This is a genomic window from Pseudomonas sp. E1BtOHC1 (assembly GCF_058744285.1).
In genome coordinates, this window is the sequence record NZ_CP196023.1 from 3,032,540 (window position 1) to 3,055,797 (window position 23,258).

Genomic DNA, 23,258 nt, shown 5'->3' on the forward strand with positions numbered 1-23,258 from the left:
AAAAAATCGAGAGTACTGATATGACGGTCTGGATAGTGGTGTCAATCCTTGCGGTGGTTCTGAGCCCGTTGGCGTGGCTGCGGCCCTCGCGCCGCCAGAGCGGCTTGATCGCCTTGCGCATGGAGGCGCGGCGCATGGGGTTGGCCATGCAACTGGCACCCCAGGAATGGCCGCATTGGCTGGGTCAGGAGCCGCCCAATCCTTGCCCGCAATACCACCGGCCGAGGCGCGGCGCACAATCGGCCTGCTGGAGTTACTGGCAGATAGCCCCCGGGAGCTGGGTCAATCAGTGGCGTGAGCCCTGTGTCGATGAGTCGCTGCTCCAGCATCTGCAGACCTTGCCGCCAGGGGTCTTCAAGGTTGAAGCGGACAAGCAGCTGATTGCCCTGTACTGGAGCGAGCGCGGCGAGGTCAGTGTTCTGCAGGATATCGCCTCGGTGCTCAAGGCCTTGGCCTGACGCCATAGAGGAGGGCACCCGCCGCAATCGTGGGTGTTTGGCAATAAAAAGCCCGACTCAGCATCGGGCGGGATGGCCAGGCAGGCCGGTAATCTTGTTTGAGCCACTCTCGGGTGGCTTCTTGCTGTCTGGGCTGTGCCCCTACTCGATAAAAACTTTCTGATCTTTTCTTCAGATATATCCCCAGCTTAGTCGTTATCGTTCCCTGTGGGCGGACGATTTAGGGCGATTTTTCTAAATATTGATCCTATGAATGGCGATGAATGCAGGGTCGTGTTGATCGTCCGGGGAGCAGTGAAGTGACCGCAAAGTCGCGTTTCAAACAGCGTTTTGTACGATTGACAATTGTCGGATTTTCCCTGAATGTGGCGTACCCAAATCAAACGGGCGTATGAAATGAGCGTTTGCATCGCAGGCGGCTCTATACAGAATCCCGACTATCGCGTTGGCGGGTGTGCCTGGCGGATTGGCGTTAGCATCGACGGTGACGTTAGTGCCAAGCCAGAAGTCAGCGTCCGACGTGTACTGTTCAGCTTCCATATCGTGGAGATCAGTTGATGATTTACGAAGGTAAAGCCATCACGGTTAAGGCTCTTGAAAGTGGCATCGTCGAATTGAATTTCGACCTCAAGGGTGAGTCCGTCAACAAGTTCAACCGTCTAACCCTGAATGAATTGCGTCAGGCTGTTGACACCATCAAGGCAGATGCTTCGATCAAGGGCGTGATCGTCAGCAGTGGCAAGGACGTGTTCATCGTCGGCGCCGACATCACCGAGTTTGTCGACAACTTCAAGCTGCCGGATGCCGAGCTGGTGGCTGGCAACCTCGAAGCCAACAAGATCTTCAGCGATTTCGAAGACCTCAACGTGCCGACCGTTGCCGCGATCAATGGCATCGCCCTGGGCGGTGGTCTGGAAATGTGCCTGGCCGCGGATTACCGCGTCATGGCTGCCAGTGCCAAGATCGGCCTGCCGGAAGTCAAGCTGGGCATCTACCCGGGCTTCGGCGGTACCGTGCGTCTGCCGCGCATCATCGGTGCCGACAACGCCATCGAGTGGATCGCTGCTGGCAAGGAAAACCGTGCTGAAGACGCGCTGAAAGTCGGTGCCGTCGATGCTGTGGTTGCTCCCGATAAACTCAAGGATGCCGCTCTGGCCCTGGTCAAGCGCGCCATTTCCGGCGAGTTCGACTACAAGGCAAAGCGTCAGCCTAAGCTGGAAAAGCTCAAGCTCAACGCCATTGAGCAGATGATGGCTTTCGAAACTGCCAAAGGTTTCGTTGCCGGCCAGGCGGGTCCGAACTACCCGGCGCCGGTGGAAGCGATCAAGACCATTCAGAAAGCCGCCAACTTTGGCCGCGACAAGGCTCTGGAAGTGGAAGCCGCCGGCTTCGTCAAACTGGCCAAGACCTCTGCCGCACAGAGCCTGATCGGTCTGTTCCTGAACGATCAGGAGCTGAAGAAAAAGGCCAAGGCCTACGACGAGATCGCCAAGGATGTGAAGCAGGCTGCCGTGCTGGGCGCCGGCATCATGGGCGGCGGTATCGCCTATCAGTCTGCCTCCAAGGGCACGCCGATCCTGATGAAGGACATCAACGAGCACGGTATCGAGCAGGGTCTGGCAGAAGCCGCGAAACTGCTGGTAGGCCGCGTTGATAAAGGCCGCATGACCGCAGCGAAGATGGCCGAAGTGCTCAATGGCATTCGTCCGACCCTGTCCTACGGTGATTTCGGCAACGTCGACCTGGTGGTCGAAGCCGTAGTCGAGAACCCCAAGGTCAAGCAGATCGTGCTGGCTGAAGTGGAAGGTCAGGTCAAGGAAGACACCATCCTGGCGTCCAACACCTCGACCATTTCCATCAGCCTGCTGGCCAAGGCCCTCAAGCGTCCGGAAAATTTCGTCGGCATGCACTTCTTCAACCCGGTGCACATGATGCCGCTGGTTGAAGTGATCCGTGGCGAGAAGTCCAGCGAACTGGCGGTAGCGACCACCGTTGCCTACGCCAAGAAAATGGGCAAGAACCCGATCGTGGTCAACGACTGCCCGGGCTTTTTGGTCAACCGCGTACTGTTCCCGTACTTCGGCGGTTTCGCCAAGCTGGTCAGTGCCGGTGTGGACTTTGTGCGCATCGACAAGATCATGGAAAAATTCGGCTGGCCAATGGGCCCGGCGTACCTGATGGACGTGGTCGGCATCGACACTGGTCACCACGGGCGTGACGTGATGGCTGAAGGCTTCCCGGATCGCATGAAGGATGATCGTCGTTCGGCCGTGGACGTGCTCTACGAAGCCAAGCGCCTGGGCCAGAAGAACGGCAAAGGTTTCTACGCCTACGAGACCGACAAGAAGGGCAAGCAGAAGAAGGTTGCCGATCCATCGGTGCTGGAAGTGCTCAAGCCAATCGTCTACGAACAGCGTGAAGTCAGCGACGAAGACATCATCAACTGGATGATGATCCCGCTGTGCCTGGAAACCGTTCGTTGCCTGGAAGACGGCATCGTTGAAACCGCTGCCGAAGCTGACATGGGCCTGGTCTACGGTATTGGTTTCCCTCCATTCCGTGGCGGTGCGCTGCGCTACATCGATTCCATCGGTGTTGCCGAGTTCGTTGCCCTGGCCGACCAGTACGCCGATCTGGGCGCGCTGTACCACCCGACCGCGAAGCTGCGTGAAATGGCCAAGAACGGCCAGAGCTTCTTCGGTTAAGCGCCCACACTAGAGCGAGAGTGAACATATGAGCTTGAATCCTAGAGACGTCGTGATTGTCGACTTCGGTCGTACTCCGATGGGCCGCTCCAAGGGCGGCATGCACCGCAACACCCGCGCCGAAGACATGTCGGCGCACCTGATCAGCAAACTGCTGGAACGCAACAGCAAGGTCGACCCGGCGGAAGTCGAGGACGTGATCTGGGGCTGCGTCAACCAGACCCTGGAGCAGGGCTGGAACATCGCGCGCATGGCGTCGCTGATGACCCAGATCCCGCACACCTCGGCTGGCCAGACCGTCAGCCGCCTGTGTGGCTCGTCCATGAGTGCCCTGCACACTGCTGCGCAAGCGATCATGACCGGCAACGGTGACGTGTTCGTGGTCGGCGGCGTCGAGCACATGGGGCACGTGAGCATGATGCACGGTGTCGATCCGAACCCGCACATGTCCCTGTACGCGGCCAAAGCCTCGGGCATGATGGGCCTGACCGCCGAGATGCTGGGCAAGATGCACGGCATCACCCGTGAGCAGCAGGACGCCTTCGGCGTGCGTTCCCACCAGCTCGCCCACAAGGCGACTGTGGAAGGCAAGTTCAAGGATGAGATCATCCCGATGCAGGGCTACGACGAGAACGGTTTCCTGAAACTGTTCGATTACGACGAAACCATCCGTCCCGAGACCACCCTAGAGAGCCTGGCGGCCCTGAAGCCGGCGTTCAACCCTAAAGGTGGTACCGTGACTGCCGGTACTTCGTCGCAGATCACCGACGGCGCCTCGTGCATGATCGTGATGTCGGCCCAGCGTGCCCAGGATCTGGGCATCCAGCCGCTGGCAGTGATCCGTTCCATGGCGGTGGCGGGTGTGGATCCGGCCATCATGGGCTATGGTCCAGTACCAGCCACGCAGAAAGCCCTGAAGCGCGCGGGCCTGGGCATCAACGATATCGACTTCTTCGAGCTCAACGAAGCTTTCGCCGCACAGGCCCTGCCAGTGCTGAAAGATTTGAAAGTGCTCGACAAGATGAACGAGAAGGTTAACCTGCACGGCGGCGCGATCGCCTTGGGTCACCCATTCGGTTGCTCCGGTGCGCGTATCTCCGGGACCCTGCTCAACGTCATGAAGCAGAATGGCGGCACCTTCGGTGTGTCCACCATGTGCATCGGCCTTGGCCAGGGCATCTCGACCGTCTTCGAACGCGTTTAAGCGTTGGGTTGATGGAAGCCGGGGCCCTGTGCCCCGGTTTTTGTTTTTCTGTAGATTTATTTGTTTTTATTTTGAAAAGAATTGCACGAGGGCCAGAGCATGCAGTTACAACCCGGGCTCTATCAGCATTACAAGGGGCCGCAGTACCGCGTTTTCAGCGTGGCGCGGCACTCGGAAACGGAAGAAGAAGTGGTGTTTTACCAAGCCCTGTATGGGGATTACGGCTTTTGGGTACGCCCCTTGAGCATGTTCCTGGAGTCGGTCGAAGTTGACGGCGAGCAGGTCCCACGCTTTGCTTTGGTGCAGGCTGAACTCAGTCTTTTTTCACCGGCTTGAGCGCAGGTCGCGCAGTACCCTGCGCTTGACCTCACCTTGTTGCCACTATATATAGCGGGGCCGCGTCAGGCGCCAACCGCCTTTCACTTCTCGAATTCAGGAATTTTCTGATCCATGGGCAAATCGCTGGTCATTGTGGAATCCCCGGCTAAGGCCAAGACCATCAACAAGTACTTGGGCAACCAATACGTGGTGAAGTCGAGTATCGGCCATATCCGAGACCTGCCCACCAGCGGTTCGGCGAGTGCCGCCAAAGAGCCAGCCGCCAAGCGTGGCAAGGCCGCTGCGGGCGAAGCCCCGGCCTTGTCGCCGAAGGAAAAAGCGCGCAAGCAGCTGGTGTCACGCATGGGCGTCGACCCCGAGCACGGCTGGAAGGCCAAGTACGAAATCCTTCCTGGCAAGGAAAAGGTCATTGAAGAGCTGCGCCGCCTTGCCAAGGATGCCGACACCATCTATCTCGCAACGGACTTGGACCGCGAAGGGGAAGCCATCGCCTGGCACCTGCGGGAAGCCATCGGCGGTGACGACAGCCGCTACAAGCGCGTGGTGTTCAACGAAATCACCAAGAAGGCAATCCAGGAAGCCTTCTCCCAGCCGGGCGAGCTGGATATTCATCGGGTCAACGCCCAACAGGCTCGTCGCTTCCTCGATCGTGTGGTGGGCTACATGGTCTCGCCGCTGCTGTGGGCGAAGATTGCCCGTGGCCTGTCTGCCGGCCGCGTGCAATCGGTTGCGGTGAAGCTGGTGGTGGAGCGCGAGCGTGAGATTCGTGCCTTCATCCCTGAAGAATACTGGGAAGTACACGCCGACCTGGGCACAGCCAAGGGCTCGAATGTGCGTTTTGAAGTAGCCCGTGAAAACGGCGAGGCCTTCAAACCGCTCAATGAAACACAGGCGATGGCTGCCCTGGAGAAGCTCAAGGCTTCGGCCTACAGTGTCGCCAAGCGTGAAGACAAGCCCACTAGCAGCAAGCCGTCGGCGCCGTTCATTACCTCCACTCTGCAGCAGGCCGCGAGCAATCGCCTGGGCTTCGGGGTGAAGAAGACCATGATGATGGCCCAGCGTCTGTATGAGGCTGGTTACATCACTTATATGCGTACCGACTCCACCAACCTCTCGGCTGATGCCGTGGCGATGGCGCGGACCTATATCGAAGATGAGTTCGGCAATAAGTACCTGCCGGCCTCGCCTAACGTCTACAGCAGCAAGGAAGGGGCTCAGGAGGCGCACGAAGCGATTCGTCCGTCCGACGTGAATACCCATCCAAGCAAGCTGTCGGGCATGGAACGTGACGCTGAGCGCCTCTACGAGCTGATCTGGCGCCAGTTCGTCGCCTGCCAGATGCTGCCGGCGCAATACTTGTCCACCACCGTCAGCGTCGCTGCTGGCGACTTCGAACTGCGCGCCAAGGGCCGCATCCTCAAGTTCGACGGTTACACCCGGGTCATGCCGCAGATCAGCAAGCCGGGAGACGACGACGTATTGCCGGACATGGCTCAGGGCGAAGTGCTGAAGTTGATCAAGCTCGACCCGAGCCAGCACTTCACCAAACCGCCGGCGCGTTACTCTGAAGCCAGCCTGGTGAAGGAAATGGAAAAACGCGGTATTGGCCGTCCTTCGACCTATGCGGCAATCATTTCCACTATCCAGGATCGCGGTTACGTGACCTTGCACAACCGTCGTTTCTATTCGGAAAAGATGGGCGATATCGTCACTGAGCGTCTCTCCGAGAGCTTCTCCAACCTGATGGACTACGGCTTCACTGCCGGTATGGAAGAGAACCTCGATGACGTGGCTCAAGGCGAGCGCGACTGGAAAAACGTCCTTGACGAGTTCTATGGCGACTTCAAGAAGAAGCTCGAAGTGGCCGAGGGCGCTGAAACCGGCATGCGTGCCAATCAGCCGGTGATGACCGATATTCCGTGCCAGACCTGTGGTCGGCCGATGCAGATTCGTACCGCCTCCACTGGCGTGTTCCTGGGGTGCTCGGGTTACAGCCTGCCACCCAAAGAGCGTTGCAAGGCCACCGTCAACCTGGTGCCGGGCGACGAGATCGCTGCGGACGACGAGGGTGAATCTGAATCCCTGGTACTGCGCGGCAAGCACCGTTGCCCGATCTGCAGTACGGCAATGGATGCTTACCTGCTGGATGAGAAGCGCAAGCTGCACATCTGCGGTAACAATCCGGATTGCGCCGGCTACGAGATCGAAGAGGGCAGCTACCGGATCAAGGGCTATGAAGGTCCGAGCCTGGAATGTGACAAGTGCGGCAGCGAGATGCAGCTCAAGACAGGTCGTTTCGGCAAGTTCTTCGGTTGCACCAACCCGACCTGCAAGAACACCCGCAAGCTGCTGAAAAGCGGTGATGCGGCGCCGCCGAAGATGGACCCGGTGAAGATGCCTGAGCTGAAATGCGAGAAGGTCAACGACACCTACATCCTGCGCGACGGTGCTTCGGGCCTGTTCCTGGCTGCCAGCCAGTTCCCGAAGAACCGCGAGACCCGTGCACCGCTGGTGCTGGAGCTGATCCCGCACAAGGATGAGATCGATCCGAAGTATCACTTCCTCTGCGAAGCGCCGAAGAAGGACCCGGATGGTCGTCCAGCCGTGGTGCGCTACAGCCGCAAGACCAAGGAGCAGTACGTGCAGACCGAGGTCGATGGCAAGCCTACCGGCTGGCGTGCCTTCTACGATGGTGGCACTTGGAAGGTCGAAGACAAGCGCTAAGCGACTGTCGTGCTGGGGGACTTGTTTTCTGGCACATCGATGAAAAAGGCCGCATGACATCTTCGGGTGTCATGCGGCCTTTCTTTTGTCTTGCGGCAAGTTGGAGTGATCCTTGAAACTGTGCCATCCGCATCCGGTTCTCTTCCTATAGTGGAGGCTGCCTATATGGCCCACGAGCTCTATACCCGTACCAATCAGAAGATCTACTTTGCCGGCTTGTCCCTGGAAGCCCTGGGTCGGGCTGAAGAGGGGCGGGCGATGAACGCCCAGGCGCTGGTCCAGGCCGGGCGCGAGTCGGTGTTGTTTCATCTCTATGGAGCCTTGCTGGGGCTTTGTCACGAGATTGCCGGCTTCTACCGCTTGCCCCAGGCCAATGCTCCCCGGGTCGAGCAGATCCTCAATCGTGAAGTGCTGCAGAGCATTGCCATTCCCGAACTGGCGGAATTGGTGGAACTGGCGCATAGCCCGCAAACCTGGCTGGCGCAATTGTTGTCCGCTTACGGGGAGCTGTTCCAGCCGCCGCGTGCGCCGCACAAGCCCAAGGGGGACGTGACTCAGCCGCTGATTGTGGCGGTCAACCTGAATGAAGAGGAGTCGGAAGAGGAGTTGAGTCGTGAAGAGCTGGAAAGCTGGCGACAAAACCTCAAGGCCCTGGCCATTCGCTTTCGTGACGGCTTGAACGAGTGTTGAACCTTAGCGTCGCTTGATGCGCGGCGCGTTTAATTGATCAAGGAAGATTCATGTTGTTCTTCTTGCGTGACCAGGCGCTGGTTCGCCTGCTGAGCGATTGCCAGATGCGAGTCATCAACGCTCAGTCCAAGGCGGATCTGCTGGAAGTGCTCGACCGGCTGGAGATATTCCCCGGCGGCCTGGAATTCGATCATGTGCAATCAATAACGCTCTTGGTGCTGGCGTTTGCCGCGCTCGCGGCTGGGTTGTTGATGGATGGCATGGGCGGGATGTTCTGGGTGTTTGTGGCTCTTTGTTTCTTCAGCTACCGGGTCAGCAAAGGCGTCTCTGGGACGTTGACGGATCTGGCGGCGAGCATTACCCGCAAGTGCATGATGTTGGGCAACGATTTGAGCGAACTCGACAGTAGCGCTGACTGGCGCCTGAAGAGACTGGACAACGAGTTCACCGATTACCAGCGGGGCAGCGAGAGTGAGCGGCGCCGTATCCTGGACTCGCTCCAGGGGGTGTATCGAGGAGAGTGGCATTCGCTGGCATTCGAGTATCACCATCTACGATATGTGATCTCCAGTCGCGAGCGCGGGGCCAGCGGAGACTTCAGGACGGTTTACACGAACTACCACCGCTACAGTCTGGTGGTGGATTTTCCTTGGGTGAGGGAGATTGCGGTTCGATCCAGTCCCTTGGAAATACAGCTGTCGGGACAGCCCTTCAAGACCGACCGCGACGATTTCAATCAGACCTTTGTGCTGCGCGGCATGGACTCGGCCCTTTGCGAGCACTTCGCCAGGCCTGCGACGCTGGATTTGTTGATGGAGCTTTCGCGTCAGCTCCATGGGGTCAATCTGGAGTTCTCCAGCCAGGGACGGCTCTGCCTGAGCTTCAACAATGAAGACACCATGGCTTATGTCGATCCGGGGTTGTTGAGTGATCTGGCGGTCTTTCGTGAGCGGATCGAGGCTGGCATCGAGTTGCCGAAGTTGTATCCGTTGTTGGGGCTGATAGAGCGGCTGGCCCAGCAGTACGACGGTCATGTTGTTCCTGCTAGCGTTCCACAGGCTGCTGAATCCGGCGAATTGATCAAGGAAAAGTGATGCGGTTTCTCAAGCATGATGCCGAGCTGGTCCGGTTGTTGGCCAACTGCGATTCGGAAGTTGCGCGCGCCAGGTCCAACGAGGATCTGCTGAAGGTCATCGACAAGCTCCGTACCTTCAAGGGGGGGTTGGCGTTCGATCATGCCCAGCCCCTGGTGCTGTTGATGCTGGCTATTGCTGCGGCCGTGCCTGCGATGGCCGGTGTGATCCCGATGGTGTTTGTTGCGGCTTGCCTGGGTTTTGCCAGTCTGTACATCTGGATGAGCCGTAAGGCAGCCTTTGACGAGCTGCCGAAGAAGATAGCTCGTAAGTGTTCGCTCCTCAGTAATGGACTGTGGGACCCGGGTGGATCAGCTGATGAGCGTTTCAGTCAGCTGAGTGATGAGTTTGACGACTATGACCGTGGCAATGACAGTCGTCGCATCGAGGCTTCGGCCAAGGGAACCTATCAGGGAGCTCGGCATGAGCTGTCTTTTGTCTTTCACCACCTGCGTTATGTGAACTCTCATATCAAGAACAAATCCGATGGCGAGTCCGAGCGGGTGTACGAGAGCTTCGATCGCTTCAGCCTGGTAGTGGACTTCCCCTGGGTGAAGGGCGTGGCAGTGCGCAGCAATCTCCCGGATAAGAAAATTGCCAAGCGCAAGGTTTTCGAGACCACCTTCGATGACTTCAACAGGACTTTCATGTTTTGTGGCGATAGCGAGCTGGCCTGCGCGAGGTTCGCAACGCCCACCACCCTGGTTTTCTTGCTGAGTCTTTGCCAGCGGCTGAAGAACGTGAATCTGGAGTTTTCCAGCCAGGGCCACTTGTGCCTGAGCTTCGATGATGCCGAAGTCATGGCCTATCAGGACCCGGGAACCCTAGAGGATCTGCCGGGCTTCTACGCAAAGATCGAGCAGGGGCTGAAATTGCCGAACCTGTTTCCGGTTCTGGCCCTTGTGCACGAGTTGGCGGAGTTGCAGGACAACAATTTCGAGCTTCCGCTGACAGTCACTGATGATATGGAGCAGTAGGTTATGGAGTTGTTGCTAGTCATTGCGATTGTCTTGGGTGTTCTTGCCTATGTGCATTATAACAAGATCGTCGGTGCATATAACCGTGTGCAGCGGGCCTGGTCGGATGTGCTGACCTACCAGAGGCAGAAGATCAAGGTGCTGGATGTGCTTGAGCCGCAAGTGGCCGGTTTTCAGGCTTACGAGAGCCAGTTGCTGGAGAAAATAGTCGGGCTCCGTGGCGCAATCGCCAGCTTGCCGTCTGTGGCGGATGGCGATGCGCTGAAGTCGGTGGATCAGGGTACCAAGGCGTTGCTGGGAGGGTTGAATCTGGCGTTTGAAGCCTATCCTGAGCTCAAGTCCGCTGGGCTGATGAACAACTTGATGCGTGAAGTTGCCGAGCAGGAAAGCAATGTCAGCGGCGCCATTACACTGTTCAATCTGAATGTGGAGCATTTCAATAACAGCATTCAGTTGTTTCCCGGCTCGCTGGTCAATCGGTTGACCCTGAGAAAGTCACGGGTCACGCCGTTTTCCGACAGCCAGGCGTCGGCGGGTTTTGAATACAAGCCGAATTTCTGAGGGGCTCTGCTGCGCCTCTGTGGCAGGTTCGGGTTAGCGTTCATCGGGTGGAGAAGGGAAGGGGAGCGTCGAGCAGTAGCCGCTGCCATGCAAGATCCTGAGCGAGGCTGGGGTTATGACTGATATAATCCCCGCCTTTCGTGGAGACCAGACCTTTATGCCAACGTCCTTTCTAGAAATTGTCGAATTGCCAGACGGCCGTATCGAGCTGCGCAGAGCTGAGGACGAGGGTTCTCTGGTTACTTTGGATTTCTCCGAGGATGCCAAAGCCTTTTTGCAAGGTCAGCATGTGGAAGTGGCCAAGGCCATGTTGAGCGTCGGCGTGCAGATGGCCGGACGCCTGGTTGAAGGTGAAATCGATAAAGAAGACGGTCCACGGGTTCTCCACTAAGCCCGTTTATCGGTTTTCTTCCGGTTATTCGTCATATTTATTTCGGCTTCTCAATCCTGGAGAAGCCTCGCGTCATTCAAGCGCATTTACAGCGACTTCCCGGTGTTTATCCCAGGCGAATATTCAGGCTTTGCGCATCACCCGTGCGTGCGGCGCTGATCAGTTGTTGCCGGGCGCTGCCGCTTAGCGGGTTCAGCCAACTGACCACGGTATGGCTGCGGCCCAGTCGTAAGGCTTCACAAGCCAGCTGCTGCGGGCTTTGATTGCCCCGTGGATGCAGCAGCAGGATGCGCTCGCGATTCAGTCCAGCCTCTCGCAACCAGCTCTGGGTCAGGCTGGATGGAGGGGCGATCAGGGTCAGCCAGCGAGCGTCCTGATCCTGGCTCAGCTCCCTGAGAATGGGGGCCAGAAGGTTCAGGCAGTTCCCGGTGGCGCCGCGTAACGACAGTTCACTGAAGGCTTCTGGATCTTTGTTCCAGGGCGATTCGACTGCTTCCTTGAGTACGGGCGCCAGTGGCTGGGCCAGGAACGCTTCGAACAGTGGCAGTTGTGCTTGCTGTGGTGTCTGGGGGAACTGCATGGAGCCTCCTTTAGCGGCGAATGACGCCGACACTCAAGCCTTCGATCACCAGGTCCTGATCTTTCAGGTTGACTTCGATGGGGGCAAATTCCGGATTCTCGGCGATCAGCCAGACTTTGCTGCCTTCGCGTTTGAAGCGTTTGACTGTTACCTCGTCGCCGATCCGTGCGACTACAACCTGGCCATTGCGGGCTTCGCGGGTGGTGTGCACCGCGAGCAGATCGCCGTCGAAGATGCCGATGTCCTTCATGCTCATGCCTTGGACCCGAAGCAGGTAGTCGGCGCGAGGGTGAAAGAAGGTCGGATTGATGTTGCAGGACTCTTCGATGTGCTGTTGGGCCAGAATGGGGGCGCCGGCGGCAACACGACCAATGATGGGCAGCGAGTCGTCGGTTTTGGCTTCGAAGCCGGGGATACGGATGCCGCGAGAGGCTCCCGGAGTCATCTCGATGGCGCCTTTGCGGGCCAGAGCTTTGAGGTGTTCTTCGGCGGCGTTGGGCGACTTGAAGCCCAGCTCCTGGGCAATCTCGGCGCGTGTGGGGGGATACCCGTTGTCTTCAAGGCAGCGTTTGATAAAAGCCAGAATCTCAGCTTGGCGTGGCGTCAGTTTTAGCATGTCGATCGCTCTGTCTTTTTATACAGTGACTGGGATTATATACAGTGAACGTCACTTGGCAATCCTCCTTTTTCCCGGGTCGGCCGGGCGGTCGTCATCCTGATGGTGGAATCCGTCGCCGATGCCTGGCTACAGAGGTCGGCAGGTATGATTAAATAGCGCGCCGAACGGCCTCTGCAGAGGCTGGCAGGCTTGACATTGCAGAGCCTGAAACGTATGTTTCAAACAAGTGTTTGTCAGGCGGAGTAGCCATGGCCCAGTCGGAAACCGTTGAACGCATTCTCGATGCTGCCGAGCAGTTGTTCGCGGAAAAAGGTTTTGCCGAAACCTCGTTGCGGCTGATCACCAGCAAGGCCGGGGTCAACCTGGCGGCAGTCAACTATCATTTCGGTTCCAAGAAGGCGTTGATCCAGGCAGTGTTCTCGCGCTTTCTTGGGCCTTTCTGCATCAGTCTTGATCGCGAGCTGGAGCGGCGTCAGTCAAAACCGGACAGCAAGCCGAGTCTTGAGGAACTGTTGGAAATCCTCGTCGAGCAGGCGCTGGTGGTGCAGCCTCGCAGCGGCAACGACCTGTCGATTTTCATGCGTCTGCTGGGACTGGCCTTTAGTCAGAGCCAGGGCCATTTGCGGCGTTATCTGGAAGACATGTACGGCAAAGTATTCCGCCGCTATATGTTGCTGGTTAACGAAGCAGCGCCGCGTATTCCTCCCATCGAATTGTTCTGGCGTGTGCACTTCATGCTGGGTGCTGCGGCCTTCAGCATGTCCGGGATCAAGGCGCTGCGCGCCATCGCCGAGACTGATTTCGGGGTCAATACCTCCATCGAGCAGGTGATGCGGCTGATGGTGCCGTTCCTCGCTGCCGGCATGCGTGCCGAAACCGGGGTCACGGACGAAGCCATGGCTAGCGCTCAGCTCAAGCCGCGTAGCAAGTCGGCCCCGGCAGTCGCCAAGGCTTGACCTCACGGGTGGGCGCGACAGCTTACATCCGCTAAGCTAGCCGCCCATGCCGATTCTCGTTTTTACCCCCTGTGCTTTCCTCTCGTCGATGTCGATCGGTTCGGTCGTGCCCATCGCGGATGCGGCCCTGCCTGCGTCTCCAGGAAGCCATCGTTGATGGCGCGCGCATTTGTGTTTAAGGAAATTTTATGACCGTTGGCCTGCAAGGCTCCTTGATGGTGGACGTCGCCGGTACCTGGCTGACGGCTGAAGATCGCCAACTCCTGCGTCAGCCGGAAGTGGGTGGATTGATCATCTTTGCTCGCAATATCGAGCATCCGCGCCAGGTGCGCGAGCTCAGTGCGGCGATCCGCGCCATCCGTCCAGACCTGCTGTTGGCGGTGGATCAGGAAGGCGGCCGGGTGCAGCGGCTACGCCAGGGCTTTGTTCGTCTGCCGGCCATGCGCGCACTCGCGGACAACCCGAATGCCGAGTACCTGGCTGAACAGTGTGGCTGGATCATGGCCACTGAAGTGCTGGCGGTGGGGCTGGATCTGAGCTTCGCTCCGGTCCTGGACCTTGATCATCAGCGTAGTGCGGTGGTGGGCAGTCGGGCTTTCGAGGGGAATCCGGAGCGCGCGGCGCTGTTGGCCGGGGCCTTTATCCGCGGTATGAACAGCGCCGGGATGGCGGCCACGGGCAAGCATTTCCCCGGACATGGCTGGGCCGAGGCCGATTCCCATGTAGCGATCCCCAACGACGAGCGCAGCCTGGATGAGATTCGCGCCAAGGACCTGCTGCCGTTCGCTCGTCTGAGCAAGCAGCTGGCGGCAGTGATGCCGGCTCATGTGATCTACCCGCAAGTCGACCCCCAGCCGGCCGGTTTCTCTCGGCGCTGGTTGCAGGACATCCTGCGCGGCGAACTGCAATTTGACGGGGTGATCTTCAGTGATGACTTGTCCATGGCCGGCGCTCATGTGGTGGGGGATGCCGCGAGCCGGATCGAAGCTGCTCTTGGCGCCGGTTGTGACATGGGCCTGGTGTGTAATGACCGTGCTGCGGCCGAGTTGGCATTGAGCGCGGCTCAACGCCTTAAAGTGCAGCCGTCGCCGCGCATTGCACGGATGCGTGGCCAGGCGTTTGCCAATGTCGAGTACAAGCAGGACCCTCGCTGGCTCAAGGCCCTGGAGGCGTTGAGGGCTGCCCAGTTGATTGACTGAGGACGCCTGACTAAATGGGCGCCAGGAGCAACTCCCGGGTGCCCACATTGGGTCAGCGGCCAGCTTTCTTGTCCGGCAGCGGGGCGAACAGGGCTTCGATGTCTTCGCTCTGCAGCTTCCAGTCGCCGGCCTTGCGCCCGTCCAGCACGCCTGCCGCCAGGTCCGACTTCTCTTGTTGCAGGAGCTGGATCTTCTCCTCCACGGTGCCCCGGGCAATCAGCTTGTAGACGAACACCGGTTTTTCCTGGCCGATGCGGTAGGCACGGTCGGTGGCCTGGCTCTCGGTCGCCGGGTTCCACCATGGATCGTAGTGGATCACGGTGTCGGCCTCGGTGAGGTTGAGACCTACGCCGCCGGCTTTGAGGCTGATCAAAAAGATCTGCAGCTTGCCGCTCTGGAAATCCCGCACTGGCGTGCGCCGGTCCCGGGTCTGGCCGGTGAGCAGGGCGTAGGCGATTTTGCGTCGTTTGAGCTCGGCTTCGATCAGGCTCAGCATCGAGGTGAACTGCGAAAATAGCAGAATGCGCCGGCCTTCTTCGAACAGCTCCTCAAGCATCTCCATCAGGCTGTCGAGTTTGCCCGACGAGCTGCCCCGTGCCGGGGGCGAGTCGTTGACCAGGCGCAGGTCGCAGCACACCTGGCGCAGCTTGAGCAGGGCTTCGAGGATAATGATCTGGCTGCGCGCCACGCCTTTGCGAGTGATCTCGTCGCGGACTTTCTTGTCCATGGCCAGGCGCATGGTTTCGTAGACATCACGTTGCGCCTCGTTGAGCTCGACCCAATGGATGATCTCGGTCTTGGGCGGCAACTCGGTGGCCACCTGCTCTTTGGTACGGCGTAGCAGGAAGGGTTTGATCCGGCCGTTGAGGTGCTGCAGGCGCACTTCGCTGGCGTGCTTTTCGATGGGCACTCGGTAGTCGCGGTTGAAGCTCTTGGCGTCGCCGAGCCAGCCCGGCAACAGGAAGTGGAATAGCGACCAGAGTTCACCCAGATGGTTTTCCAGGGGCGTGCCGGAGAGGCACAGACGCTGTCGGGCATTAAGCTCCCGCGCGGCTTGGGCAGCCTTGCTCGACGGATTCTTGATGTATTGAGCCTCATCCAGAATCAGCATGTGCAAGGGCTGGGCTGCCAGCAGCTCGACGTCCTTGGGCAGCAATGCGTAGGTGGTCAGCAACAGGTCGTATTCGGCCAACTGCTTGAAGTGTTTTTTGCGCCCGGCACCATACAGTGCCAGCACCTTGAGCTGGGGAGTGAAGTGCGCCGCTTCGTCCAGCCAATTGGGAATCAGGCTGGTGGGCATGACCACCATGCAAGGGCGGTCCAGGCGGCCGGCGTTTTTCTCGCTGAGGATATGCGCCAGGGTCTGCAGGGTTTTGCCCAGGCCCATGTCATCGGCGAGGATGCCGCCCACTTCCAGTTGGCGCAGGGACTGCATCCAGCTCAAGCCTTCCTGCTGATAGGGGCGCAGGGTGGCATTCAACCCCTCCGGTACCGGCGCCGAGTAGTCCTTGATGTCGCGCAGGCGCTGGGCAAATGTGCGGATATGTTCACCGCCTTCCCAGAGCAGCGGCAGGTCCTGCAGTGGGTTCAGGCGTGTGGCATCGGCGCTGCTCAGGCGCAGAGTGGTTTCTCCGGGCTCCTGCAGATAGAACTCCCCCAGGGTTGCCAGCACCGGTTTCAGGCGGCCGTAGGGCAGTGCCACTTGCAGCGGGCCGTGCAAGGAGTTGGGTCGGTTAGGAATGTTCACCAGGATCAACTCGTCGTCACGGCGCCTGGCCAGGCGCTCCGGGTTGAGGATCTCGGTGTGGGAGCGCATCAGGTTGAGCAGGATCGGCAGCAGGCTCAGACGCTCGCCATTGACGATGATCCCCAGCTCCAGGTCGAACCAGTCGCGCCCAGGGGCTTCGTCGACACTGGCGTACCAGTCGTCCACGGCGGTCAGGTCGAAGCCGAAGCCTTCGTCGATCTGCAGCTCCCAGTTCCGGTTGCGCAGCTTGGGCAGCTCATTGAGGGTGAAGGTCAGCCAGGCGCTGTCGTTGACCATCTCGAACAACTCGCCGGCGCTTTCCGGTAATGCCTTGCTCTGCCGAGTGGCGATCTTGAAGCCCAGGTTTCGCAGCTGTTCGCGCCAGCCTTGTTCCAGCTCGGGGTGGCGCTTTATGCGCAGGGTCTGATGTTCCTGGCGGATGATCACATCGGCATTCTTCTGGCCGCTGACGTACTCGCCCATGTAGTTGAATGACAGTGCGGCACGGTGCTGGATATAGCGTTGCATCTTGCCGTTGCGTGGTTCGAAGGCGCTGAATTCGATGCTTGCCAGCCACAGGCGCGGTACGGGTTGAACATCATCCAGCAAGTGCTGTGGCAGGGCGGCGGGGCGGCGACTGTCGAGGACGGCGGAGAGCTTTTCCAGCAGTTCGGCATCCTTGGCTGCGGCGGGGAAGGCCAGGGTTTCTTCCACTTGCAGCAGCACGGCGGCGATGTGTTTGCAGTTGCTGCGGACCGGGCAGGTGCAATGGGCGTCGATCAGCAGCAGGTTGCCCTTGCTCGATTCCCGCAGGCTGATGTTCTGCCGATAGACATTGCCTCCGGAGCCTTCGCAACTGGCGGTGATAGCGCTGTCTCCAGCGGTAACGATGCGTACACGTCTTTCCAGGGTGTAGCGCCGGCCGCGCTCCAAGGTTTGTTCCTTGAAGCGATTGACCCAGGATGGGGCCAGGGGTTTGGTCAGGGGCGGGGTCATAGGGACTTCGATCAGTCCGGTATTTCAGTTGGAGCAGGGCGAGGTGCCGGTGCGGTGAGCGAGGTGATCTTGATCAGCAGCGCCAGATGGCCGTTATCCAGGTAGTTGAGCTGACCGTTCTTGGTGTGACTTTGCTGCTTCAGGCGCTCGCTACGGGTCACCAGGCCATTGCTGTCGATCTGGTTGATCCAGAAATCCGCGTCCACATCAGTGAAGCGCCCGAGCTTGAGGTTCAGGGTGCCTTCGATGGGGAACTGGCCGAATTGTTCCGGCCCGTCGCTGAGGGCCACCTTGACCGGGGTTTCCCCCAGGGTCTGCTGCCAGGCCTTGTGCAGCAGCACGCTGTAGTTGCCGCTGGCATTGAGCTTCTCGACGATCCCGCCCAGGGATGGGGTGCGCTGGCTGTCCGGGCTCAGATGTTGAGCGCCGGTGGCCCAGTCTTCCGGGGCGGCACGGCTGAGGATCTGCGGCTCGGCGTTCTGCCGGACAAGGATCATTTCCACCTGATACAGGTCGTCGGCAAACGCCATCGGCGCGACCAGAGTCAGGAGCAGGGTCAGGGAGCGGAACAGGCGCATGGGGCGTCCTTCAAGCAGTTTTCGGGGTGAGGCGTTCAAACAGCGCCTCCAGTGTATTAAAGCGCTCTTCCGGGCGTTCCATTGGCACCATGAACTTGAACAGGGTTGCGCCTTCGAATTTGTAGCGTTTGGGTTGGCCCTGGATCAGTTTGATCAGCGCCAATGGGTCCACTGGAGTATCCGCGGCAAACTCGATGCGCCCGCCTTGAGGGCCGCCGTCGACCTTCTTGATTCCCAGGGTTTCGGCCTGGAGTTTCAGCAGGGTCAGGCGGATCAGGTTCTTGGTGGGCTCGGGCAGCAGGCCGAAGCGGTCGATCATCTCCACTTGCAGATCCTTCAGGCCGTCCTCGTCGGTCGCCGAGGCGATGCGCTTGTAGAGGATCAGGCGGGCGTGGACATCCGGCAGGTAGTCCTCGGGAATCAGTGCCGGCAGGCGCAGGTTGATTTCCGGGCCGCCCCCCAGAGGCTGGTCGAGGTTCGGCTGCTCGCCCTTGCGGATGGCTTTCACCGCGCGCTCGAGCATCTCCATATAAAGGGTGAAGCCCACAGCCTGGATCTGCCCGCTCTGGCCGTCGCCCAGCAGTTCGCCGGCGCCACGAATTTCCAGGTCGTTGGTGGCCAGCACGAAACCGGCCCCCAGGTCTTGGGTGTTGGCGATAGCTTCCAGGCGCTTTTCGGCGTCCGGGGTGATTTGCTGGCGCGGTGGTGTCAGCAGGTAGGCGTAGGCCTGGTGGTGACTACGGCCGACCCGGCCACGCAACTGGTGCAGTTGGGCCAGGCCGAACTTGTCGGCGCGCTCGATGATGATGGTGTTGGCGCTCGGCACGTCGATCCCGGTCTCGATGATGGTCGAGGCGATCAGCACGTTGAAGCGCTTGTGGTAGAAGTCGCTCATCACCTGTTCGAGTTCGCGTTCGCGCATCTGCCCATGGCCGATGCCGATCCGTGCTTCGGGCACCAGTTCCGCCAGGTCGGCGGCGCATTTCTCGATGGTTTTCACGTCGTTGTGCAGGTAGTACACCTGGCCGCCACGCAGCAGTTCTCGCAACAGAGCCTCTTTGACCGTGCTCTTGTTCTGCTCCATGACAAAGGTGCGCACCGACAGGCGTCGCGCCGGTGGCGTGGCGATGATCGACAGGTCTCGCATGCCCGAGACCGCCATGTTCAGGGTCCGAGGGATCGGCGTAGCGGTCAGGGTGAGGATGTCGACTTCGCTGCGCAGGGCCTTGAGCTGTTCCTTCTGGCGCACCCCGAAACGGTGTTCTTCGTCGATGATCACCAGCCCCAGGTTCTTGATCTTCACATCGTCCTGCAGCAGCTTGTGGGTGCCGATGACGATGTCGATCTTACCTTCGGCCAGGTCCGCCACTGCGGCATTCACTTCCTTGGTCGATTTGAAGCGGCTCATCACTTCCACGGTCACCGGCCAGTCGGCGAAACGGTCGCGGAAGCTGTTGTAATGCTGTTGGGCGAGCAGGGTGGTAGGCACCAGGATTGCCACTTGCTTGCCGCCGTGGACTGCAATGAAAGCGGCGCGCATGGCCACTTCGGTCTTGCCGAAGCCCACGTCGCCACAGACCAGTCGGTCCATCGGTTTGCCCGAGAGCATGTCTTCGCGCACGGCCTCGATGGTGCTTTGCTGGTCCGGGGTTTCCTCGAAGGGGAAGCCGGCGCTGAAGGTGGCGTAGTCGGCCTTAGGGTCGGCAAAGGCATAGCCTTCCCGGGCGGCGCGGCGGGCGTAGATGTCCAGCAGCTCGGCCGCCACGTCCCGCACCTGTTCGGCGGCTTTGCGCTTGGCTTTCTGCCAGGCTTCCGAGCCCAGGCGGTGCAGTGGGGCGAGTGCATCGTCGCTGCCGGTGTAGCGGGCGATCAGGTGCAGGTTGGCCACGGGCACATAGAGCTTGGCGCCCTCGGCGTATTCCAGAGTGAGGAATTCGGCGACCTGATTGTCGATTTCCAGTGTGGCCAGCCCCAGGTAGCGGCCGACACCATGATCGATGTGCACGACCGGCGCGCCTTCACGCAGCTCGGTGAGGTTCTTGATCACCGCGTCGTTGTTGGCATCGGCGCGTTTTTCCCGGCGCCGGCGCTGCATCACTCGCTGACCGAACAACGGGCTTTCCGCCACCAGGGCCAGGGCCGGATCGTCCAGCACCAAACCTTCGTCCAGTGGAGCGATGGTGATCGCAAGGCGCTCCTTGCTGGCGACGAAATCCGGCCAGCTGTCGACGGTCTTCGGCCGCAGCTTGAGGCGTTCCAGCAACTCCAGCAGCACTTCCCGGCGGCCGGCGGATTCGGCGGTGAACAGCACTCGGCCGGGGAATTCGTCAAGAAAGCCCGAGAGCGCCGCCAACGGTTGGTTGGCCTTGGCCTCGATGGCCAAGTTGGGCAATTCGTGGGCTGGGAAACGTTCGCGGCCGACGCCGGTCTCGATATCCTGTTGGCTGGCCACCACGCGCGGCCAGTTTTTCAGGCGGGCGAAGCAGTCTTCCACCGGCAGGAACAGTTCTGCTGGAGGTAGGAGGGGGCGCGATGGATCGACGCGGCGCTCTTCGTAGCGGTTGCGCACATCGTTCCAGAAGTTTTCGGCGGCCTGCTCGATGCCCGGCAGGGAGAACACCTGGGTGTCCTGGGGCAGGTAGTCGAACAGGGTCGAGGTGTCTTCGAAGAACAGTGGCAGGTAGTACTCGATACCGGCCGGGGTAATCCCGCTGCTCAGGTCCTGGAAGATCGGGCAGCGGCGGAAGTCCACGTCGAAGCGTTCGCGAAAGCGCGCCTTGAAACGGGTCACCGCTTCTTTCTGTAGAGGGAATTCCTTGGCCGGCAACAGGCGCACCGAGTCGACCTTGTCGATGGAGCGCTGGTTCTCCGGATCGAAGGTACGCAAGGTCTCGATTTCGTCGTCGAACAGGTCGATGCGGTAAGGCAACTTGCTGCCCATGGGGAACAGGTCGATCAGGGCGCCGCGCACGGTGAATTCGCCGTGTTCATAGACAGTGTCGACGTAGCGGTAGCCGCTGGCTTCCAGGCGGGTGCGCATCTGTTCCACATCGAGCTTCTGGCCAACGTCCAGCACCAGGCTGCTGCCCAGCAGGAACTGGGTCGGCGCCAGGCGGTGCAGGGCGGTGGTGATCGGCACCACCAGCACACCGTGCTCCAGTTCCGGAAGTCGATACAGGCTGGCGATGCGCTGGGAAATGATGTCCTGATGGGGCGAGAACAGATCGTAGGGCAGGGTTTCCCAATCGGGGAAATGCAGCACCGGCAGATCCGGGGCGAAGAAGCTCAGCTCCTGTTCCAGCCGGTCAGCGCTTTGGCTGTCGGCAGTCAGCAGGAGGGTAAAGCGCTTGGCAGCGCTGGCGGCTTCGGCGATGGCCAGGCTCAGGGCGGCACCGGGCAGATTGCCCCAATGCTGTTTACCGGCGGCGGCAGGGAGTAGCGGTAGACGCAGGACGGGCACGGACGGTCAAGCTCCAAGCGTTGCGACAAAGTCGGTAATTGTAACGGTCCCGGGCGGCCACTGTCAGTGGCTGATGCGTCTATTACGCCGGTTAGGGGAAATGTAGTGGCTATGACAACAAAATGCGCTTTTTACAGCGAAATGTAGTGCCGGATCGGGCTGGTGTTACGGAGGGTTACAGACAGGTTGCCGGCGTGTTCAAAAAATTGACGGTGCTGGAAGCCCCGGTTTTACTGGGCTGTAGCGCAGTGATATTTTTTTGCAAGGGCTTTTTGTTACCTTCTGCACGACAGGCGCGCATTGCTACGAGAGGGACTCGGCGTCATAATGTAGCCCCTTTTTTCTGCCCCTACATGTGGAAGGTTCCCGTGACTCAGAAGCCCGACCAGTGTCTTGGTGAATGGATCGACCGTGAAGCACTCGCAGAAGCGATGATTCCGCTTATCGGTCAGCTTTACCGCAATAACAATGTGGTGAGCTCGATCTATGGCCGCAGCCTGATCAACCAGTCTGTCATCGCGATTCTCAAAGCCCACCGCTTTGCTCGCCACCGTTCCTCCGACGATAGCGAACTCTCCGTCCACGAAACATTCCCTCTGCTTAAAGCCATGAGCGAGCTCAAGCTCGGCGCGGCTTCGGTAGACCTGGGCAAGTTGGCGTTCAAATTCCGTAACGAAGGCAATGGCCGCAGCGCCGAGCAGTTCGTTCGCGAAGAAATGGCTGATGTGGTTGGCCAGCAAAATGCTTCGGCTCGCAAAGGCACTGACGTGGTGCTGTACGGTTTCGGTCGTATCGGCCGTCTGCTGGCGCGCATCCTGATCGAGAAAACCGGTGGTGGCGACGGCCTGCGTCTGCGTGCCATCGTCGTGCGCAAAGGCGCCGAAAACGACCTGACCAAGCGCGCCAGCCTGCTGCGTCGCGATTCGGTGCACGGTTCTTTCAACGGCACCATCACCATCGACGAAGAAAACAACACCATCACCGCCAACGGCAACCTGATCCAGGTGATCTACGCGAAGAACCCGACCGAGGTGGATTACACCCAGTACGGCATCAAAGACGCGCTGCTGGTGGACAACACCGGTGTATGGCGTGACGCCGATGGTCTGGGTCAGCACTTGGCCTGCCCGGGTATCGACCGCGTTGTTCTGACCGCGCCTGGCAAAGGCAAGCTGAAGAACATCGTGCACGGTATCAACCATGCCGAGATTACCGCTGACGACAAGATCGTGTCCGCCGCTTCCTGCACCACCAACGCCATCGTGCCGGTGCTGAAGGCTGTGAATGACAAGTTCGGCATCATCAATGGTCACGTCGAAACCGTTCACTCGTACACCAACGACCAGAACCTGATCGACAACTTCCACAAGGGCGATCGCCGTGGCCGTAGCGCCGCGCTGAACATGGTCATCACCGAGACCGGTGCTGCTACCGCTGCTGCCAAGGCCCTGCCTGAGCTGGCCGGCAAGCTGACCGGTAACGCGATCCGCGTTCCGACGCCAAACGTGTCGATGGCTATTCTCAATCTGAACCTTGAGAAAGCCGCCACTCGTGAAGAGATGAACGAGTACTTGCGCTACATGGCGCTGCATTCTGATCTGCACAAGCAAATCGACTTCGTCAACTCGCAGGAAGTGGTATCCACCGACTTCGTGGGTTCGCGTCACGCCGGTGTGGTCGACGCTGAAGCGACCATCGTTCAGGACAACCGCGTTGTTCTGTATGTCTGGTACGACAACGAGTTCGGTTACAGCTGCCAGGTAGTACGCGTGATGGAAGACATGGCTGGGGTCAACCCGCCAGCGTTCCCACGCTAAGCGACAGCTGAAATGAAAACGCCCCGACTCGTCGGGGCGTTTTTGTTTGCGGCTATCGCCGGCAAGTCGATTCTTGCAACAACGTCGTTCCCGCAGGTTTCGCCGACAAGCCACGCCGGCATGA

18 protein-coding genes are annotated in these 23,258 nt (G+C 59.6%); 13 read left to right on the forward strand and 5 right to left on the reverse strand.

The genetic code is table 11. The features are described 5' to 3' along the window. Positions 1-20: 20 nt before the first annotated feature. From ACSSVC_RS14025 to ACSSVC_RS14070, 10 genes are all read left to right on the forward strand, one after another. A complete protein-coding gene (locus ACSSVC_RS14025) occupies positions 21-458 on the forward strand; it encodes a hypothetical protein (RefSeq protein ID WP_492612422.1) in 438 nt (145 codons plus the stop codon). Positions 459-1,015: 557 nt separating this feature from the next. Further along, complete coding sequence (gene fadB, locus ACSSVC_RS14030; protein WP_346631787.1) at positions 1,016-3,163, forward strand: fatty acid oxidation complex subunit alpha FadB; 2,148 nt, start codon at positions 1,016-1,018, stop codon at positions 3,161-3,163. Between the two features lie 28 nt (positions 3,164-3,191). Continuing rightward, positions 3,192-4,367: an acetyl-CoA C-acyltransferase FadA gene (gene fadA / locus ACSSVC_RS14035; RefSeq protein WP_346631786.1), complete on the forward strand. Its 1,176-nt coding sequence runs from the start codon at positions 3,192-3,194 to the stop codon at positions 4,365-4,367. Positions 4,368-4,466: 99 nt separating this feature from the next. Further along, a complete protein-coding gene (locus ACSSVC_RS14040; RefSeq protein WP_446440193.1) occupies positions 4,467-4,703 on the forward strand; it encodes a DUF1653 domain-containing protein in 237 nt (78 codons plus the stop codon). Between the two features lie 114 nt (positions 4,704-4,817). After that, positions 4,818-7,430 carry a type I DNA topoisomerase gene (gene topA, locus ACSSVC_RS14045; RefSeq protein ID WP_123724035.1) on the forward strand — a complete coding sequence of 871 codons (2,613 nt, stop codon included), beginning with the start codon at positions 4,818-4,820 and terminating at the stop codon, positions 7,428-7,430. Positions 7,431-7,595: 165 nt separating this feature from the next. After that, on the forward strand, positions 7,596-8,120 hold the full coding sequence (locus tag ACSSVC_RS14050; RefSeq protein WP_346631785.1) for a DUF6586 family protein: 525 nt from the start codon (positions 7,596-7,598) through the stop codon (positions 8,118-8,120). Positions 8,121-8,170: 50 nt separating this feature from the next. Further along, positions 8,171-9,214 carry a hypothetical protein gene (locus ACSSVC_RS14055; protein WP_492612423.1) on the forward strand — a complete coding sequence of 348 codons (1,044 nt, stop codon included), beginning with the start codon at positions 8,171-8,173 and terminating at the stop codon, positions 9,212-9,214. Continuing rightward, on the forward strand, positions 9,214-10,230 hold the full coding sequence (locus ACSSVC_RS14060) for a hypothetical protein (RefSeq protein ID WP_492612424.1): 1,017 nt from the start codon (positions 9,214-9,216) through the stop codon (positions 10,228-10,230). The genes ACSSVC_RS14055 and ACSSVC_RS14060 overlap by 1 nt, the downstream gene beginning before the upstream one ends. Positions 10,231-10,233: 3 nt before the next feature. Continuing rightward, entirely contained in the window at positions 10,234-10,791 is a 558-nt protein-coding gene (locus tag ACSSVC_RS14065) for a LemA family protein (protein WP_346631782.1), read from the forward strand. 157 nt (positions 10,792-10,948) lie between these two features. Then, positions 10,949-11,182 carry a hypothetical protein gene (locus ACSSVC_RS14070; RefSeq protein ID WP_011060267.1) on the forward strand — a complete coding sequence of 78 codons (234 nt, stop codon included), beginning with the start codon at positions 10,949-10,951 and terminating at the stop codon, positions 11,180-11,182. A 106-nt stretch (positions 11,183-11,288) separates the two neighbouring features. On the opposite strand, the gene sulA is transcribed toward ACSSVC_RS14070, so the two are convergent. Continuing rightward, the gene (gene sulA, locus ACSSVC_RS14075; protein ID WP_346631781.1) at positions 11,289-11,762 is read right to left on the reverse strand and encodes an SOS-induced cell division inhibitor SulA; all 474 of its coding nucleotides are present in this window, start codon (positions 11,760-11,762) and stop codon (positions 11,289-11,291) included. A gap of 10 nt (positions 11,763-11,772) precedes the next feature. Next, on the reverse strand, positions 11,773-12,378 hold the full coding sequence (gene lexA, locus ACSSVC_RS14080) for a transcriptional repressor LexA (protein WP_123724029.1): 606 nt from the start codon (positions 12,376-12,378) through the stop codon (positions 11,773-11,775). Between the two features lie 251 nt (positions 12,379-12,629). Between lexA and ACSSVC_RS14085 the strand changes: the two genes are divergently transcribed. Both ACSSVC_RS14085 and nagZ read left to right on the forward strand, forming a co-directional pair. Beyond that, positions 12,630-13,337, forward strand: a complete 708-nt coding sequence (locus tag ACSSVC_RS14085; protein WP_016967101.1) for a TetR/AcrR family transcriptional regulator — start codon at positions 12,630-12,632, stop codon at positions 13,335-13,337. 200 nt (positions 13,338-13,537) lie between these two features. After that, a complete protein-coding gene (gene nagZ / locus ACSSVC_RS14090) occupies positions 13,538-14,536 on the forward strand; it encodes a beta-N-acetylhexosaminidase (protein ID WP_446440218.1) in 999 nt (332 codons plus the stop codon). 52 nt (positions 14,537-14,588) lie between these two features. On the opposite strand, the gene ACSSVC_RS14095 is transcribed toward nagZ, so the two are convergent. The 3 genes from ACSSVC_RS14095 to mfd are packed head-to-tail and all read right to left on the reverse strand — an operon-like array spanning position 14,589 to position 21,317. Then, the gene (locus ACSSVC_RS14095) at positions 14,589-17,279 is read right to left on the reverse strand and encodes an SNF2-related protein (protein WP_446440197.1); all 2,691 of its coding nucleotides are present in this window, start codon (positions 17,277-17,279) and stop codon (positions 14,589-14,591) included. An 11-nt stretch (positions 17,280-17,290) separates the two neighbouring features. Next, positions 17,291-17,857, reverse strand: coding sequence for a CsiV family protein (locus tag ACSSVC_RS14100; protein WP_346631779.1), 567 nt, complete (start codon positions 17,855-17,857; stop codon positions 17,291-17,293). 10 nt (positions 17,858-17,867) lie between these two features. Further along, the gene (gene mfd / locus ACSSVC_RS14105) at positions 17,868-21,317 is read right to left on the reverse strand and encodes a transcription-repair coupling factor (protein WP_346631778.1); all 3,450 of its coding nucleotides are present in this window, start codon (positions 21,315-21,317) and stop codon (positions 17,868-17,870) included. A gap of 353 nt (positions 21,318-21,670) precedes the next feature. Here mfd and ACSSVC_RS14110 point away from each other — a divergent pair, with 353 nt between their 5' ends. Next, entirely contained in the window at positions 21,671-23,134 is a 1,464-nt protein-coding gene (locus ACSSVC_RS14110) for a glyceraldehyde-3-phosphate dehydrogenase (protein ID WP_346632073.1), read from the forward strand. Positions 23,135-23,258 lie beyond the last annotated feature (124 nt).

Excerpts from the sequence above, each read along its gene's own strand:
- ACSSVC_RS14025 (WP_492612422.1), top strand. The coding sequence starts at position 21 with ATGACGGTCTGGATAGTGGTGTCAATCCTTGCGGTGGTTCTGAGCCCG.
- fadB (WP_346631787.1), top strand. The coding sequence starts at position 1,016 with ATGATTTACGAAGGTAAAGCCATCACGGTTAAGGCTCTTGAAAGTGGC.
- fadA (WP_346631786.1), top strand. The coding sequence starts at position 3,192 with ATGAGCTTGAATCCTAGAGACGTCGTGATTGTCGACTTCGGTCGTACT.
- ACSSVC_RS14040 (WP_446440193.1), top strand. The coding sequence starts at position 4,467 with ATGCAGTTACAACCCGGGCTCTATCAGCATTACAAGGGGCCGCAGTAC.
- topA (WP_123724035.1), top strand. The coding sequence starts at position 4,818 with ATGGGCAAATCGCTGGTCATTGTGGAATCCCCGGCTAAGGCCAAGACC.
- ACSSVC_RS14050 (WP_346631785.1), top strand. The coding sequence starts at position 7,596 with ATGGCCCACGAGCTCTATACCCGTACCAATCAGAAGATCTACTTTGCC.
- ACSSVC_RS14055 (WP_492612423.1), top strand. The coding sequence starts at position 8,171 with ATGTTGTTCTTCTTGCGTGACCAGGCGCTGGTTCGCCTGCTGAGCGAT.
- ACSSVC_RS14060 (WP_492612424.1), top strand. The coding sequence starts at position 9,214 with ATGCGGTTTCTCAAGCATGATGCCGAGCTGGTCCGGTTGTTGGCCAAC.
- ACSSVC_RS14065 (WP_346631782.1), top strand. The coding sequence starts at position 10,234 with ATGGAGTTGTTGCTAGTCATTGCGATTGTCTTGGGTGTTCTTGCCTAT.
- ACSSVC_RS14070 (WP_011060267.1), top strand. The coding sequence starts at position 10,949 with ATGCCAACGTCCTTTCTAGAAATTGTCGAATTGCCAGACGGCCGTATC.
- sulA (WP_346631781.1), bottom strand. The coding sequence starts at position 11,762 with ATGCAGTTCCCCCAGACACCACAGCAAGCACAACTGCCACTGTTCGAA.
- lexA (WP_123724029.1), bottom strand. The coding sequence starts at position 12,378 with ATGCTAAAACTGACGCCACGCCAAGCTGAGATTCTGGCTTTTATCAAA.
- ACSSVC_RS14085 (WP_016967101.1), top strand. The coding sequence starts at position 12,630 with ATGGCCCAGTCGGAAACCGTTGAACGCATTCTCGATGCTGCCGAGCAG.
- ACSSVC_RS14095 (WP_446440197.1), bottom strand. The coding sequence starts at position 17,279 with ATGACCCCGCCCCTGACCAAACCCCTGGCCCCATCCTGGGTCAATCGC.
- ACSSVC_RS14100 (WP_346631779.1), bottom strand. The coding sequence starts at position 17,857 with ATGCGCCTGTTCCGCTCCCTGACCCTGCTCCTGACTCTGGTCGCGCCG.
- ACSSVC_RS14110 (WP_346632073.1), top strand. The coding sequence starts at position 21,671 with ATGTGGAAGGTTCCCGTGACTCAGAAGCCCGACCAGTGTCTTGGTGAA.